We start from the raw sequence: 15,667 nt of genomic DNA, 5'->3' as shown, positions 1-15,667 counted from the left end.
CCGCAGCGGATCATGAAGAAAAACTGGTCGCGCAGTACCTCACCGATTGCACGCAATTCGCCGGTGTAGCCATAGCGGGAACGCAGCAGCACGGCTATCGAGTAACCGCGGCCATCGGTGAACGCCGGGAAGTCGATCGCGACCAGCTGAAGCAGGGGCAGATCGCCGGCGAATCCGGACGGTTCCGCGTCCCCGGCAAGCCATACCCCGAGCGCGCCCGCTTCTGCACGGCCTTTCAGGTACGGGCGCTGCGCGCGCCACACCGCCAACGGCACAATCACACGGCCGGCAGGCACCTTTAGCGTCGCCGCATCGTCGCTTTCGCCCGGACGCAGCACTTTCCATGCGTCATCCTGAATACGGCCGTCCTTGATGATTGGAGGCATCAGCAGACTTCCATGGCTTCGAGACGTTCGGCATAGACGCGCGTTTTGAAAGATTCGATGCCAATCCGGCGGACGGTGTCGATGAAACGTTCGTCCTCATGGCGGCGGTCGATATAGTGGCCAAGCAGCGCGCCGATCACGTCCGGCATTTCCGCGGCAGTGAACGACGGGCCGATGACCTTGCCGAGCGCGGCTTCGTTACCCTGGTCGCCGCCTATCGCCACCTGGTACCACTCCTCGCCATGCTTGTCGACGCCGAGCACGCCGATGTGTCCGACGTGGTGGTGGCCGCAGGCATTCATGCAGCCGGAGATATTGAGTGCGATCTCGCCAATGTCATGCAGGTAGTCAAGATCGTCGAAACGTTGCTGGATGGCTTTGGCGATAGGGATCGACTTGGCATTGGCAAGCACGCAGAAGTCGCCGCCGGGGCAGACGATCATATCGGTAAGCAGGCCGATATTGGGGGTTGCCAAACCGAGATCGCGTGCCTTTTGCCACACGGCAAACAGGTCGGCCTGGCGCACACTGGCGAGCACCAGGTTCTGTTCATGCGTACTACGCACCTCGCCGAAAGCGTATTGGTCGGCCAGACCGGCTATGGCGTCGAACTGATCGGCGGTAACGTCTCCGGGGGCGACGCCGGACTTCTTCAGGGACAGAACCACATTGGCGTAACCTTGCACCTTGTGCGCACGCACGTTGCGTTCAACCCAGTTGGCAAAGGCTTTGCTGCCTGCCAGGTGCGCCATATGGCCAGCCTCGTTTACTGGCAGCTCAGGGAGTAGCGGGTCGTTGAAACGGCTGGCCACACGTTCCATTTTCGCCTGCGTCAGTGTCGAAGGGCCGTCTTTCATCAGTGCGAATTCAGCTTCCACCTGGCGCGCGAACTCCGCTACGCCGAGCGATTTCACCAGTATCTTGATGCGCGCCTTGTAGGCGTTGTCGCGGCGGCCATGAAGGTTGTAGACCCGCAGGATGGCCTCGCAGTAGTTGAGGATCTGCTGCCAGGGCACGAAGGCGGACACTTCCTCGCCAAGGATCGGCGTGCGGCCGAGGCCGCCACCCGCCAGTACGCGGAAGCCGGTATTGCCATCGGCGTCGCGGACGAGATCGAGGCCGATGTCGTGGGCCTGGATGATGGCACGATCCTGCGCGGCGCCATTGACAGCGAGCTTGAACTTGCGCGGCAAAAATGCGAACTCGGGGTGAAAGGTGCTCCACTGGCGCACGATTTCGCACCACGGCCGGGGGTCGAACTGCTCATCGGCAGCGACACCGGCGAAGGGATCGGAGGTGACGTTGCGAATGCAGTTGCCCGAAGTCTGGATGGCATGCATCTGTACCGTGGCGAGCAGACCCAGAATTTCCGGTACGCACTCCAGCCTCGGCCAGTTGAACTGCACATTCTGGCGCGTACTGAAGTGGCCGTAGCCGCGGTCGTAGGTGCGCGCAATATGGCCGAACATGCGTAGCTGATCCGAACGCAGGTTGCCGTAGGGGACGGCGACGCGCAACATCGGCGCATGACGCTGAATGTACAGGCCGTTTTGCAGGCGCAGCGGGCGATACTCGTCTTCACTCAGTTCGCCGGCAAGAAAACGGGCGGTCTGATCGGCAAACTGCACGACGCGCTCGTCAACGATACGCTGGTCGTATTCGTCATATTGGTACATTGGACTTCTCTCGTCGGGCCTGAAAATGCTTTATCGGGTTTGGCGATCAGGCTCAGCCGCCGGCCAGAAGGCGGGTCAGTTCATATAGGCGGAGGCTTCCGCTCCGGGATTGGGCAGACCGGCTACGCGCCATAGGCTCTTGCAACCCAGAAACAGCTTGTGGGCCTTGTGGCGATCCAGCCCGGTTGAACGGCACACCAGGCGCATTACCGGCAAGCTGCCCAGTTCGAAATAGCGGTTGCGCACGTGATCGATGACTTGCCAGTGTTGCCGGGTAAGCGCAGGAATGCCCTCCTCCAGTGCGATGCGCTCCGCCAATTGACTCGTCCACAAATGCGGTCTCACAAAATAACCGTCTGTGTCGAACCATTCGGAAATATCGTCTGCAAAGGGCTGCAGCAGGGTCAGGGCGGCATTCATGGCGCAATTCCTTGTCGGTGAATCGGATTTGCAGGTTAACGAGCCGGCGTGGCGCAGTAAAATCATCATTGATCATGGCTTCATGACTGAAAGCTATGGCCGCAAAAAAGCCTTGTGCCATGTTTCGATCCGGCCGCCAGCGCATATCAATCACGCATGGTCGGACGGTGGGATGGTGGCGCCGGAAGTCGCCAGACCGTTGAGAACTTCTTGCTGCAGCCAGGGAGTACCCCGACAGGAACGCCCACGACAGGCCATTTTTTCCGTCCCCATCCCGGGCCAAAAGCCATCACCGCCAGCGGCCTGCGCTGCGTCGAAGCCGGCATTAATCTTGCGTGTCAAACCGGTTGACAAGCGATCAGCCGGGCCCGCGGCAGGGCTGTCCACGATCCGGCCAAAGACATCGGCAGGCGCCGAATCAGATGTGCCCGATCCAGGAGGAATGTTCTCATGCAGCTACAGCAACTGCGCTACCTTCTAGCCCTGGCCCGCAGCGGGTTCAATGTCACCAGCGCGGCCGAGCGGCTTTTCAAGTCGCAGCCCGGCTTGAGCAAACAACTCCGTTTGCTTGAGGAAGAGCTGGGCGTGCCCCTGTTCGAGCGCTCAGGACGCCAGCTTACCGGGTTTACCACAGCAGGGCGGGCGGTCATGGAGCTGGCGGAATGCACCCTCGCCAACGTGGAGGCTATCCGGCGGGTGTCACTCGAATTCAGTAATCCGGGCAGCGGTGAACTGTCCATCGCCACGACCCACACCCAGGCTCGCTACGTGCTGCCGCCTGTCATCCGCGCCTTCCGGCGCAGCTATCCGGAACTGAGCTTGCATCTGCATCAGGGTAGTCCGGCCCAGATCGCAGAAATGGCGGCCAGTGGCGGGGTCGACTTTGCCATCGCCACGGAATCCCTGCATCTCTTCGACGAACTGATCATGTTGCCTTGTTATCGCTGGAACCGCGCTGTAGTCGTACCGAGGGGGCACGCCCTGGAGAATGTTGCGCCATTGACGCTGGAGGCAGTGGCCGAATACCCCATTCTTACTTATGTGTTCGGTTTCACCGACCGCTCCCACATCAACGATGCCTTCCAGCAGCGCGGGCTTGTGCCCCGTGTGGCACTGACCGCCACCGATGCGGATGTGATCAAGACCTACATCCGTCTGGGGCTGGGAGTGGGTATTCTGGCCGAGATGGCGCAGGATGAAAGCCTTGATGGCGACCTCGGTTTTCTGGATGCCAGCTTCCTGTTCGAGCCCAGCATCACCCGCATCGGTTTCCGCAAGGGCCTGTTCCTGCGCGCCTGTCATTACGACTTCATCAGGATTTTTTCCGGTCACCTGTCGCGGGAAGTGGTAGACCAGGCCACGAAGGCCAGTACGCCAGCCGAGCGGGACGAGTTGTTCGCGACTTTGGCCATTCGGGATTATTAGTCTACGTTACCGCTATGGTTTCATGGCCTGTCCTGACAGACACATTGCCGTCGAATCGCCATAGGCCGGATTTTGAATCTTCGCACCAACGGCCGTAGGCGATAGTGTAAAGACGTCGCGTTTTACGGTAGTCCAAGGCACGGAAACCAGAGGCGGTTTGCGGCGGCTTCAAGCAGCCAGGCACGATTCATTTCATATTTTCAGCCAAAGGCCTGACTGCAGCGTGGCCTGAATGTGCGACACATTGTCACATTGTCACGAATCGTTCAGTTCAATCCGACTGCGGGTTAACCCCTATCCCCCCACGTAACATGATCATTCATCGGTAAATGAACATAGGGTAAACCCTTAAAAAAACACGGAACATTCTGATTTTTATACTAAATAATTTCTGGAACGCATGTTGCTTTATGTAGGCTGCGAACTTCACTCCAGCCGCCTGATGATGGGTCAAGGAGCGTTGCGCTTGTACGTTTCCCAATTCAAAGACTTAGGTTTAAGGAGACTGATATGTCCAAATGTAACAACCGCTTCTCTCTGCGGGCCCTGGTGGCCGCCGTTTCTGCCACTGTGGCTTTGGGCGTTGTCGCCCTGCCCAGCCTCTCGCACGCCGACGAGACCTGCAACTCACCCTTCACCCCGCTGATCAAGGGTCAGGAAGACCTCGTCTACGTGTGGACGCTGGGAGTTGAAGGCATGGGCGACGGTTCCGACAAGCTCGTCACCGTCGACGTCCGCCCCGGTTCCAAGACCTTCGGCAAAGTCATTGCCTCGCTCTCCACGGGCGACCGCGGCGAAGCGCACCACATGGGCTTCACCGACGACCGCCGCTACATGTGGGCAGGCGCGCTCGATTCGAACAAGATCTTCATCTTCGACATTCACAGCAACCCCGCCAAGCCGAAGCTGGTCAAGACGATCGCCGACTTCGCCGAGAAGACCGGTTTCGTCGGCCCGCACACCTTCTACGCCCTGCCGGGCCGCATGCTGATCCAGGCGCTGTCCAACACCAAGGACCACGGCGGCCGCACCGGTCTGGCCGTCTACAACAACGACGGCAAGCTGATCAACACGATCGACATGCCGACCGGCACCTTCAAGGGCGTGGCCGCCGACGGCTACGGCTACGACCTGGGCATCAACCCGCAGCAGAGCGTGCTGCTGAGCTCCAGCTTCACCGGCTGGAACAACTACATGATGGACTTTGGCAAGATGGCGAAAGACCCCGAGGCGATGAAGCATTTCGGCAAGACCATGGTTCTCTGGGACGCCAAGACCCTGCAGCCGAAGAAGGTCTTCGAAGTGCCGGGCGCGCCGCTGGAAATCCGCTGGTCGCTGAAGGAAGGCGACAACTGGGCCGTTACCGCGGCTGCGCTGACCGGCAAGCTGTGGGTCGTCAAGCAGGACGGCAACAAGGAATGGCAGGCCTACGACGTGGGCACCATCCAGACCGAAAGCCCCGTCCCATTACCCGTCGATATCTCGCTCAGCGCCGACGGCAAGGGCTTGTGGGCCAATACCTTCCTGGATGGCGTGGCGCAGTACTGGGATTTCTCCGACCCCCTGAAGCCGAAGATGACCTACAAGAAAAAAATTGCCTCGCAGGTCAACATGGTGTCGCAATCCTTCGACGGCAAGCGTGTGTATTTCACCACGTCGCTGCTCGGCAACTGGGACAAGAAGGGCAAGGGTGACGACCAGCTCCTGAAGATGTATCACTGGGACGGCAAGGAACTTGCCGAAGCATTCTCGATCGATTTCTACAAGGAAAAGCTCGGTCGCGCTCACCACATGAAGTTCCAGGCGATCAACCTGAAAGAGCTGCAGCCCCTGCAGGCCAGGCTCGACGGTGCGAACACGCAGGACAAGCTTGCCTTGACCGATCTGTTGGGCAAATAAACGCCTGGAGGTTGCCATGTCATACCAGAGTGCCACTATCGTGATACGGGCACTCCCTCCCCCCTCGCGGGGGCGGGGAGTTTTCAAGTTTCTTTTGTCTCTGCTGTTTCCGCTTTCCCTGGCCTGCGCATCTCTTCCTGGCCATGCGGCCGCCGTCCCGGTCAAAGACCCCGATGCAAGCGGCGAGCTGATTTTCGATTACGACGTCAATCCACCGGGAACCTATACCCTGCAAAAAATCCAGCACGCCGCCAGCGGCCAGGTTCTGGATACCGAAGGCCGTACCCGCGCACTCGCCGATTCCTTCGGCAGCGGCAAGGTCACCCTGTTGTCTTTCATCTACTCCAGTTGCGCCGATCCCAACGGCTGCCCCTACGCCTATACGGTGTTCCACCTGCTCAAGAACCGGATGGAACGCGAGCAGCCCCAACTCACCGGCAAAACCCGTCTCGTCAGCCTCTCGTTCGATCCCGAACGGGATACGCCCGAAGTGCTCAAGCTCTATGCCGGCGCGGATGCGAAGGCCGCGAAGGGCGTACAGTGGGATTTTCTGACGACGGCCTCGCTGCGCGAACTGATTCCCATCCTGGACGCCTACCGGCAGGATGTGTACTTCGATCTCGATCCCAAGACCGGGCAAGCGCTTGGGACCATGAGCCATGTATTGAAGGTCTTCCTGATAGATCGCGCCGGAGAAGTGCGCGAAATCTATACGGCTTCATACTTGAACCCGGACGTCGTTTACAACGACATTCTGACTCTCCTTCTCGAAGACGGGGCAACACTGAAATGAAGAACGTCCTCCCGATCGGACTCGCGGCCGCGGGTCTGCTGCTCCCGCTCGCCATCTCGGCCGGCACGCCTGTGAATCTGACGCCGCCGCTGGGCCTGCCCGCGCTGTTCATTCCCGAGGCCAACCCGCTGACCCAGGAAAAGATCGACCTGGGCCGAAAACTCTTCATGGATCGCCGCCTGTCGCACAACAACGTCATGTCGTGCGCCATGTGCCACGTCCCCGAGCAGGGTTTCACCTCGCACGAACTGGGCGCCGCCATCGGCCTGCAGGGACGCAGCCTGCGCCGCAACTCGCCCGCCATATACAACGTCGGCTACCAGCGCAGCCTGTTTCATGAAGGCCGCGAACTCCATCTCGAGGACCAGGTCTGGGCACCGCTGCTCGCCAAGAACGAGATGAACATGCCGTCCATCGGCTACGTCGTCGAGAAGGTCAAGATGATGCCCGAATACAAGGGGCGGTTCGAGGCCGCTTTCGGCGGCGAAGCGACGGCCGAGCGCATCGGATTCGCCCTGGCGAGCTATCAGCGCGCCATGGTGTCGGGAAATTCCCGCTTCGACCGCTGGTACTACGGCAGCGAGAAGAATGCGCTCAATGCCAGCGAGCAGCGGGGATTCGACGTGTTCCGCGGCAAGGGAAGCTGCATCGCCTGCCACACCGTCGGGGAGAAGCACGCCCTCTTCACCGACCACAAGTTCTACAACACGGGACACGGCTGGCAACGCAGCATGGCGCCGGAAAAAATCATTCACAAAGTGCAGCTTGCGCCGGGGGTGTTCGTGGACGTGAGCGACGAACAACTGGACGACTTCGAGAAACCGCTGCCCGACGTCGGACGCTACGAGGTCACGCTCGATCCCAAGGATCGCTGGGCGTACAAGACCCCTTCCCTGCGCAACGTCGCCATCACCGCGCCCTACATGCACGACGGCGCTTTCTCCACCCTGGAGGCGGTCGTCGAGTTCTACAACAAGGGCGGCGTGGACAATGAAGACAAGTCCCCCCTGATCTTTCCGCTCAATCTGACGGAAGAAGAAAAGGCGGATCTCGTCGCGTTCATGAAGACCCTGACCGGGGACAACATCGACGCGCTGGCGCAAGACGCACGCCGGGCGCGCGAGAACTATGCCGTGCCGAAACAGGATCCGAGCGATTTCTACATGGAGAGCATCGGCAACAGCCGCCCCTGAACGGCGGCAAGCGGCCCGGCTCACCCGGAAGCCTTTGCGCCTCGCGTTCGAATCGCAGCGCACTGCCGCAACCGGCGGCGCGCTGTGCTTGCCTCGATACCCCACCTCTTTTGAAAGGAAGCGCCTTGAACAAGATCGTTTTCAAGACCGGCGAGGCCACCGTGCTCGCCCGCGAAGGCCAGTACACCGACGCCATGCCCGAAATCCTCATCGGCAGCGTCGACGGCCCGGTTGGCCACGCCTTCGCCAACATGATGGGCCAGACTGCCGGCCACACCCGGATGTTCGCCATCCGTGCCTGCAACCAGCAGGTGCGCCCCGCCACGCTGATGGTGCCCAAGGTCACCATGAAAAGCATGGCCTACGTCGACCTGTTCGGCGGCACGGTGCAGGCCGCGACAGCAGACGCCGTGCTCGACTGCGTCATCGAGGGCATCCTGCCGCGCGAGCAGGTCAACGATCTGTGCATCGTCAGCCTGGTGTGGATCGATCCGCGCTGCGAGACCGATCCCGATCTCGACCACAAGGATCTCTACCGCACCAACTACGAAGCCACCAAGCTGGCTATCCAGCGCGCGCTCAACGACGAGCCCTCGATCGACGAACTGATCGCCAACCGCCACACGATTACTCACGACATGTACGACCCGGAAGCCTGAGCGCCCCTGAAAGGCTTTCAGGGCTGCGCACCCCGCGTATCCACCCGCCCTGCTGCGTACTTTCCCCAATAGCCTTCCCGCCCGCCGCGCCCAAGAATACGGAGGGTGTCGCCGTATGCGGCATCCGCCACACTCTTGCCACAAAAGGAGGAAGGACCATGAAAGTCGTATGGAATGACCAAGCCTGCTGTCACAGCGGAAACTGCGTGAAAACGCTCCCCGAAGTCTTCAAGGTCGAAAACGGCCAGTTCGTTATCCAGCCAGAAAACGCCAGCGCCGAACAGGTTCGTCAGGTCGTCGACGCCTGCCCTTCGCAGGCGCTGAAAATCGAAGCCGGCTGACCGGCCGGGCATGCCGGCACAAGCCGGCATGCAATCGGAAAGACGCTGCAAGCCGGATTAGGGCGTGTTAACGCTAATTTCACGCCCGCGACGCGACCGATTCGGGATGCAGACCGCGAAACGGGGTGCGCGCAGTGTCGTTCACTGCAAGCGGCTTGCGACAAAGGCATGCGCCCGAATCGGCCCGTCCCTCCGGGGTGTCGCGAGAAAACGCGCCGGCACGGCGCGCACGCCTTCGGCGTTTCCGGCGCCCTCGACAAGGACGCGACATGCTTCTCAACCGGCTTTCATCCCTGTTCGCACTCTGGCTGCTGGGGCTGGCCGGCGCCGGCAGCCAGGCCGCCACGTTCGACCTCGGAGACGACGCATCCTTCAGCATCGGCGCCGGCCTGCGGTTCAGCTATCGGTCGGCGGAAGACGCGTCGCCCGGCGGCGGCCGCAGCGACGATCTCGTCGTCGACAACGTCCGCCTCTACATGAGCGGACGCGCAAGCCGCACGCTCGGCGCCACGCTCAACTTCGACCGCGACGGCGTCGACGACATGCCCGATGGCCTGCGCGTTCTGGACGCCTACGTGCAATACGAGCCGCTGCCCGAATTCAATGTCTGGCTCGGCCGCATCGCGCCCGCGTTCGACCGCCCCGACCTCGACGGCGTCTTCTATCTCAACGTCTGGGACTTCCCCGTCGTTTCGCGCTATCCGAGCCGGGCGCTGGGGCGGGATTACGGTCTGGCCGCCTGGGGCAGGCTCGTGGACAACAAGTTCACCTACGTGCTCGGCGCCTTCAAGGGACACAACGATTACGCCGGCGCTTCCAGCGATTCCGGCAACCCGCTCTATAGCTGGCGCGTCGCCTACGCTTTCCGCGATGCGGAACCCGCGTCCGCCTATTACACCGGCAGCACGTATCACGGTGCGGCCGACATCCTCACGCTCGGCTTCGCCGGGATGTTCCAGCGCGACGGCGTCGGGCTGGCGGACAATCCGGGCGACTACCTCGGCATGAATCTCGACCTGTTGCTGGAGCGGAAGCTGGCGGGCGGCGGGGTGCTGACGCTGGAGGGCGCTTATTACGATTACGATCTGGGCGGGAAAACGGATTGCGGCAGCGGGGAGCCGGGGGCGCCGGCCTGCCCGGCCGCGGCGGGCGCCAACGACAACGTGGGCGGGCTGATCGATGGCAAGGGCTATCTGGCCACGGCGGCCTTCCTGTTTCCGCGCAGGCTCGGTGTCGGACAGATGCAGCCCTTCGTCCGCTACCAGCGTTTCGACCGCAGCGCGTCGGATTCCTCGGTCGAGGTGTTCGATGCCGGACTGAACTATGTGATCCGCGGGCACGACGCCCGGCTGTCGGCCTTCTGGTCCAAGACCGCGGACGACCGCCCGGCGCCCGATACCGAGCTGGACAGGTTCGTCGTCGGGGTGCAGTTCCAGATCTGAACGCCACTCGTCCCGGCTTTATCCAGCAGGCCGCCGGCATAGGTCACCAAGGCAAACGAGATGCTTAACGAGTTACTCAATTTCAAATGAGTTCTAACATTACTTCCAAGGGGCGCTTGGATGATCAGGTATCAAGACTCGGTTCGATTTATCCACAAAAAGTGGGGAGGAGATGAACATGCAGAACAAGACAATCTGGTTACAACCTGGCGGCGGCTATGATCGCATTGTGATCGGAACCAGCGAAGCACCGCCACCGCAAGCTGGCGAAATCACCGTCCGGCTAAAGGCCAGCTCGTTGAACTACCATGATTTGCTCGTGGTGACGGGTGCCGTACCGCATGACGTCCCTCGTATTCCAATGGCCGATGGCGCTGGTGAAGTGGTTGCAGTGGGTGATGGGGTCAGTGAGTTCAAGGTCGGTGATTGCGTGATCAGCACGTTTTTCCCGACCTGGCTGCAAGGGGAGCCCAATGTACACGATTTCTCCACCGTGCCGGGCGATGGCGTCGACGGCTACGCACGGGAAGCAGTGACCGCGCCGGCTACTTCATTCACGCTTGCGCCCAAAGGATGGAGCCATGCGCAGGCTGCAACGTTGCCGACGTCGGCAACGACGGCGTGGCGGGCACTGGTGCAAGATGCCGGGATCAAGGCTGGCGATATTGTTTTGGTGCAAGGTGGCGGTGGGCTTTCCACCGTTGCCCTGCAATTGGCCAAGATGCTGGGTGCCACGGTGGTTGCCACCGTGTCCAGCGAGGCCGGCAAGGCGCGCGCCAAGGCGCAGGGTGCGGATTTCTTCGTCGATTACCGCGAAGATTCATCCTGGGGCGGAACGGTACGCGAACTGACGGGCGGGCGCGGCGTCGATATCGTTGTCGATATCGGTGGCCCGTCAACCCTGGTGCAATCCCTGCATGCCGTTCGTACCGGCGGACATATCGCGTCGATTGGCCTGATCGGCGGTATGGAAGCCACGCTGCCCATACCGCTGCTCCTTGCAAGGCAGGTGCGCCTGCAATCGGTCGTCGTCGGCAGTCGCAAGAATCAACAAGATCTGGTGCGGGCGATCGACGCGAACGGTCTGCAGCCGGTCGTTGATCGACATTTCGATCTGGATGCCCTCGGCGACGCTTTCCGCTACCAGGAATCCGGTCAGCATTTCGGCAAGATTATCCTGGACATATAAGTTGATTGCTGGACCCGTGCCAATGCGTGCCTGACAATGTGCTGCAGCCGACCGCCATCGCGCTACGCGGGCTGCCGGCGGCTGAGTTCAAACCTTGGACGGACACGGAGCGGAAACGAAGACCAGCAAGGCGTACGATCGATGTTTAATTCGGAGGTAAATCATGAAACAACCATACGACGGCAAGGTGGCGATTGTGACTGGCGGAGGCTCGGGGCTTGGAGAGGCCATCGGCAAGGCTATCGCCGCGAAGGGGGCGAAGGTGGTGCTGACCGATATCAATCTTGCGGCAGCGCAGCGTGTTGCTGCGGAGATTGTTAAGGCCGGCGGCGTTGCAAGCGCCATCCAGCAGGACACCAGCGTCGCGGAGGAGTCCGCAAAGGTCGTGCAGTACGCAATCGCCACCTACGGTTCCTTGCACTACGCAGTCAACAACGCCGGCATCGGGGGCGCACAGGCGCCCGCGGGGGAGACGGACCTCGCCAACTGGGACCGTGTCATCGACATCAATCTCAACGGCGTCCTGTATGGGATGCGCTACCAGATCCCCGCGATGCTGGACGCAGGGCCGGCAAGCTGCGCGATCGTCAATATGGCATCCATACACGGCACCGTGGCCGCTATCGGCAATGGTGCCTATACCGCAGCCAAGCACGGAGTCGTCGGACTGACCAAGAACGCGGCGGCGGAATACGGGCCTCAGGGCCTGAGGATCAACTGTGTCGGCCCGGGTTATATCGACACCCCGCTGCTGGACAATCTCCCGAGCGACGCTCGCGCAGGCCTGGTTGCTCGCCATCCCTTGGGCCGACTCGGCCGTCCGGACGAAGTCGCCTCTCTCGTGTGCTTTCTGCTCTCGGATGATGCGTCGTTCATAACGGGCAGCTATTACCTGATCGATGGCGGTTACACCACTGTCTAGCAGCTTCGCAGCACACGCAGGTGGGCGCGCGGATCGTAGCGGCGATGCGGACGCCGCCCCCGTCCGGTGCCCGCCCCGGACGGGCAGGCCGGCTCAGCCCCGGCCCGAGGGCGTGTGCGACGCGTCCAGGAACTTGTCGTAGAAAATGTGCGTTTCGCGCACGCCGGCCTTGGTCAGGCAGGCTATCGCGGCATCGACCATGCCGGGCGGCCCGCACAGATAGGCGTGGCTGTTGGGCAGATCGTGCGCGTCGGGCGACAGGATGTCGACGCAGTTGCCGCGCAGGCCGGACCATTCGCTGCCTTCGGGTTCGCGCGACAGCACCGGGATGAAATTGAAATGGCCGTTGCCGCGCGCCTTGATCGCGTGCATCTCGTCCAGGCAGTACAGGTCGTCCTGCGTACGCGCGCCGAACACGTAGGTGACCTTGCGCTGAAACCCCTGTTGCGAGACCTGCTCCAGCAGCGCCTTGATGGGTGCCATGCCGCTGCCACCCGCCACGCAGATCATGGGGGCGGACGACTCCCGCAGCCAGAACGAGCCGTAAGGGCCCGTCACGCTCACGCGCTGGCCGCGCCGGTCGGCGGCATGTAGCCAGCCGGTCATCTCTCCCTGCGGCACGTGCCGGATGAAGAAGCGCACCTGGTCCGGCCGCTCGCTGTCCGGCGCGGCCGCGAAGGAATACGAGCGCGGCTTCTCGATCACGCCCGGCACCGTCAGCTCGGCGTACTGGCCGGCCAGATAGGGCGGCAGCGGTGCGTCGAGCTGGATGCAGACCTCGACGATGTCATGGGTGAGCGCGCGCATGTCCGCGATCGCGCCGGTCGCCGTGATGGGCTGCGACAACTGCATGGGCGGCTGATCCATGGCGACTTCGATCTCGACGTCGCTGCGCAGGCTGGTCTGGCAGGCCAGGATGACGCCGTCGTCCATTTCCTCGCCCGACAGGACGTAGCTGAAATCGTTGAGCGCCTTGATCTTGCCGCTTTTCAGGCGGCAGCGGCACTGTCCGCAACTGCCGACGCGGCAGTTGTGCGGCCAGGGCAGGCCATTGTCGAGCGCGGCCTTGAGCAGGTTGTCGCCGGGCTTGACTTCGAAACTGGCGCCGCTGGGCGCGACGCTCGCCTTGAACGGGCCCTTGCGGGCGAAGAATCCGAACATGACGGCACTCCTCTCTTCTCTGGTTCGTCGCGCCCGGACGCCGCTTTGCACCCGGACGCGCAGGGGCTTACAGGTGGACGATCTGACTCTTCAGCGAATAGAGAATGCACAGGACTTCGTCCTTCTCCTTCTGCCCGACGCTGTTCTTGTCCAGTGCGGCCAGCACGTCGTCGCACACCGCGACGAACTCGACCTCGTTGATGTTCATGCCGGTGTGCGTCGTGATCATGTCGCGTCCGGTGTAGGTTTCCGGGCCGCCGAAACCGGCGCAGCACATCTCCGTCACCAGCCGGACCACGTTTTCCGGATCGCTGTTGACGTAGCGGTTCTTGACGATCGGGTTGGTCGAGTGGTTGTGGAAGATGTCTCGCGCGATCGCCTCGATGCCGGGGCGCTTGCCGAGGCGTTCGTACAGGGTGGTGGTTGCGGTTTCACTCATTTTCGTCTCCTTGCCGGCAGGCGTGCCTGCCGTGATCGGGCCGGCCCGCGAACGGGCCGGCGTTGGCGCGTCAGAACGCGTAATTCACTTCCAGCTTGCGGTCGCGAACGGTATCGGGATTGACCTCGTAACCCACCTTGCGGTTGATTTCGCGGGCGATCTTCTGCTCTTCGGGCGACGCGAAATCGCGGTCCCAGATGGCGAGCTTCTTCTTGTACACGGCGTGCCACAGCGGCGGGACCAGCGCCAGCACGAATTCGCTGTAGTAGCCCATCATCGCGTTGGGGCTGCCCGCGGGCGAGGACGGCTGGCCGACGCTCGACAGTTCCCAGAAGTGGGTCTCGCCGCGGTCGTGGTGATCCGCCTGGCGGCCGATCTCGATGAAGGCCCAGCTGGTGAAGACGTTGTCGTTGTCCCACGAGTGGCGGTACTCGATCGGCTGGCCTTTCACGCGGATGAGGCCGTAGTGCTCCATGTAGTTGAGCGCTTCGAGTTCGAACGACGAGATCACCCAGATCACCAGCATGCAGCCGAGGGAGAACAGCGCACCTTCCACGCCGCTGGCCAGATAGCCGACGCCGCCGAACAGCGCCACGGTGGGCAGGCTCAGCAGGTAGCCGCGGATCCAGCGGTTGGACGGCGAGAGGAAGGACTTGCCCATGCGCTTCAGCCGGCGCTGCTCGGTACGGTAGCCGAAGTAGGACTGGCCGAACGTGGAGACGACCCAGTGCTTGTACAGGCCGCGACCGCGCGGCGCGGTGGCCGGATCGGTGTCGTCCATCATCTTGTTGCCTTCGGGCCCGAGCCAGGCGCGGCCGAGTTCGAGGTGATGGTTGTAGACGTGCGCGTAGCAGAAGGCTGCGACGCCCGACAGACCCATCATCATCCGCGAGATCAGGAAGCCGATGCCCTTGGTGTGCGACAGCTCGTGGCCGAAGATGATGCCCAGCCCCTGGTGCATGGCCGCGCCGACGACGACTGCATACAGCTCCCAGCCGGTGATGCCGTTCTGGTAGGCGATGCCGTTCCACGTCATCGTCTCGATGGGCACGCCCGCGAGGTACTGGTAGATGCGCCAGACCACCGCGATCTGGAGTGCGGCGAAGCTGAAGAGCTGCACGTACATCATCAGGTTGAGCACGCCCGCCGAACCGACCGGCTGACCCTGCTTGTTGACCGCGGCACCCCGGGTGTGGACGCCCTTGGTCAGGGTATCCATCAGGATGTTGAAGCCGAAGATGCCGATGCCGACCCAGACCCAGGGGCCGCCGGCAAGAATGCCCGCGATGGTGGCCAGAATGCCGATCGGCGTGTACAGATAGACGAGATGTCCGAATATGAGACTGCGCATGGTGTCGCTCCTTTTTCCCTCAAGATTTCGTGGCGTGGTTGTAACGCTGTCTCGGCATGCCTGCCATGCATGCAAATTCGGCGTTCGAGGGATTTATACAAACAGGAGCGGCTGCCGGAAATCCGAGAAAATACGGGCGTATGCGTGGTTCTACGGTGTTTCCGGCCCAAACCGGGTAATACTACGCAGCGCGCCAGGCGCTAGTGTCGTGACTCAGAAATAGGGGGACATAATGAAACGGATGGATTTTTTCGCAGGGCAAGGCGCGAGGAGAGCGTGGTTGTTGCCGATTTATCGGCTTTACAACCACGGCCTACCCCTTGCGGGTGGGCGACATAGCCGGCTCTATGGCAACGACGAGCAACGCCGCC

General features: G+C 61.9%; 15 protein-coding genes. 9 read left to right on the top strand and 6 right to left on the bottom strand.

The annotated features are described in order from the left end of the window. From Q0L94_RS14095 to Q0L94_RS14085, 3 genes are all read right to left on the bottom strand, one after another. Window positions 1-386 (bottom strand): DUF934 domain-containing protein (locus tag Q0L94_RS14095; protein WP_296754326.1); only part of this gene is annotated, 386 nt, incomplete at its 3' end. Beyond that, window positions 386-2,062 carry a nitrite/sulfite reductase gene (locus Q0L94_RS14090; RefSeq protein ID WP_296754323.1) on the bottom strand — a complete coding sequence of 559 codons (1,677 nt, stop codon included), beginning with the start codon at window positions 2,060-2,062 and terminating at the stop codon, window positions 386-388. The genes Q0L94_RS14090 and Q0L94_RS14095, both read right to left, overlap by 1 nt. 75 nt (window positions 2,063-2,137) lie before the next feature. Beyond that, on the bottom strand, window positions 2,138-2,482 hold the full coding sequence (locus Q0L94_RS14085; protein WP_296754320.1) for a TusE/DsrC/DsvC family sulfur relay protein: 345 nt from the start codon (window positions 2,480-2,482) through the stop codon (window positions 2,138-2,140). Between the two features lie 450 nt (window positions 2,483-2,932). Here Q0L94_RS14085 and cysB point away from each other — a divergent pair, with 450 nt between their 5' ends. The 9 genes from cysB (at window position 2,933) to Q0L94_RS14040 (ending at window position 12,345) form a co-directional block, all read left to right on the top strand. Next, window positions 2,933-3,907, top strand: a complete 975-nt coding sequence (gene cysB, locus Q0L94_RS14080; protein ID WP_296754318.1) for an HTH-type transcriptional regulator CysB — start codon at window positions 2,933-2,935, stop codon at window positions 3,905-3,907. A 510-nt stretch (window positions 3,908-4,417) separates the two neighbouring features. Next, complete coding sequence (locus Q0L94_RS14075) at window positions 4,418-5,806, top strand: selenium-binding protein SBP56-related protein (RefSeq protein WP_296754315.1); 1,389 nt, start codon at window positions 4,418-4,420, stop codon at window positions 5,804-5,806. Window positions 5,807-5,900: 94 nt separating this feature from the next. Next, window positions 5,901-6,599 carry an SCO family protein gene (locus Q0L94_RS14070; protein ID WP_296754313.1) on the top strand — a complete coding sequence of 233 codons (699 nt, stop codon included), beginning with the start codon at window positions 5,901-5,903 and terminating at the stop codon, window positions 6,597-6,599. Next, window positions 6,596-7,792 (top strand): cytochrome c peroxidase, encoded by a 1,197-nt coding sequence (locus Q0L94_RS14065; protein ID WP_296754311.1) that lies wholly within the window; start codon window positions 6,596-6,598, stop codon window positions 7,790-7,792. The genes Q0L94_RS14070 and Q0L94_RS14065 overlap by 4 nt, the downstream gene beginning before the upstream one ends. Window positions 7,793-7,917: 125 nt before the next feature. Continuing rightward, entirely contained in the window at window positions 7,918-8,451 is a 534-nt protein-coding gene (gene fae, locus Q0L94_RS14060; RefSeq protein WP_296754308.1) for a formaldehyde-activating enzyme, read from the top strand. 158 nt (window positions 8,452-8,609) lie between these two features. Then, complete coding sequence (locus Q0L94_RS14055; protein WP_296754306.1) at window positions 8,610-8,792, top strand: (4Fe-4S)-binding protein; 183 nt, start codon at window positions 8,610-8,612, stop codon at window positions 8,790-8,792. A gap of 269 nt (window positions 8,793-9,061) precedes the next feature. Beyond that, window positions 9,062-10,234 carry a hypothetical protein gene (locus Q0L94_RS14050; RefSeq protein ID WP_296754305.1) on the top strand — a complete coding sequence of 391 codons (1,173 nt, stop codon included), beginning with the start codon at window positions 9,062-9,064 and terminating at the stop codon, window positions 10,232-10,234. 178 nt (window positions 10,235-10,412) lie between these two features. Then, complete coding sequence (locus Q0L94_RS14045) at window positions 10,413-11,423, top strand: NAD(P)-dependent alcohol dehydrogenase (protein WP_296754302.1); 1,011 nt, start codon at window positions 10,413-10,415, stop codon at window positions 11,421-11,423. 163 nt (window positions 11,424-11,586) lie between these two features. Beyond that, the gene (locus Q0L94_RS14040) at window positions 11,587-12,345 is read left to right on the top strand and encodes a glucose 1-dehydrogenase (RefSeq protein ID WP_296754299.1); all 759 of its coding nucleotides are present in this window, start codon (window positions 11,587-11,589) and stop codon (window positions 12,343-12,345) included. 93 nt (window positions 12,346-12,438) lie between these two features. Here Q0L94_RS14040 and Q0L94_RS14035 read toward each other — a convergent pair whose 3' ends face one another. From Q0L94_RS14035 to Q0L94_RS14025, 3 genes are all read right to left on the bottom strand, one after another. Next, on the bottom strand, window positions 12,439-13,506 hold the full coding sequence (locus Q0L94_RS14035) for a 2Fe-2S iron-sulfur cluster binding domain-containing protein (RefSeq protein ID WP_296754297.1): 1,068 nt from the start codon (window positions 13,504-13,506) through the stop codon (window positions 12,439-12,441). A 67-nt stretch (window positions 13,507-13,573) separates the two neighbouring features. Beyond that, window positions 13,574-13,945, bottom strand: a complete 372-nt coding sequence (locus tag Q0L94_RS14030) for a group 1 truncated hemoglobin (protein ID WP_296754296.1) — start codon at window positions 13,943-13,945, stop codon at window positions 13,574-13,576. A gap of 70 nt (window positions 13,946-14,015) precedes the next feature. After that, complete coding sequence (locus tag Q0L94_RS14025; protein WP_296754293.1) at window positions 14,016-15,296, bottom strand: fatty acid desaturase; 1,281 nt, start codon at window positions 15,294-15,296, stop codon at window positions 14,016-14,018. Window positions 15,297-15,667 lie beyond the last annotated feature (371 nt).

Source organism: Thiobacillus sp., assembly GCF_024708915.1.
Note: the sequence above shows the minus strand (reverse complement) of the source record. Positions and strands in the feature narration are given on the sequence as shown.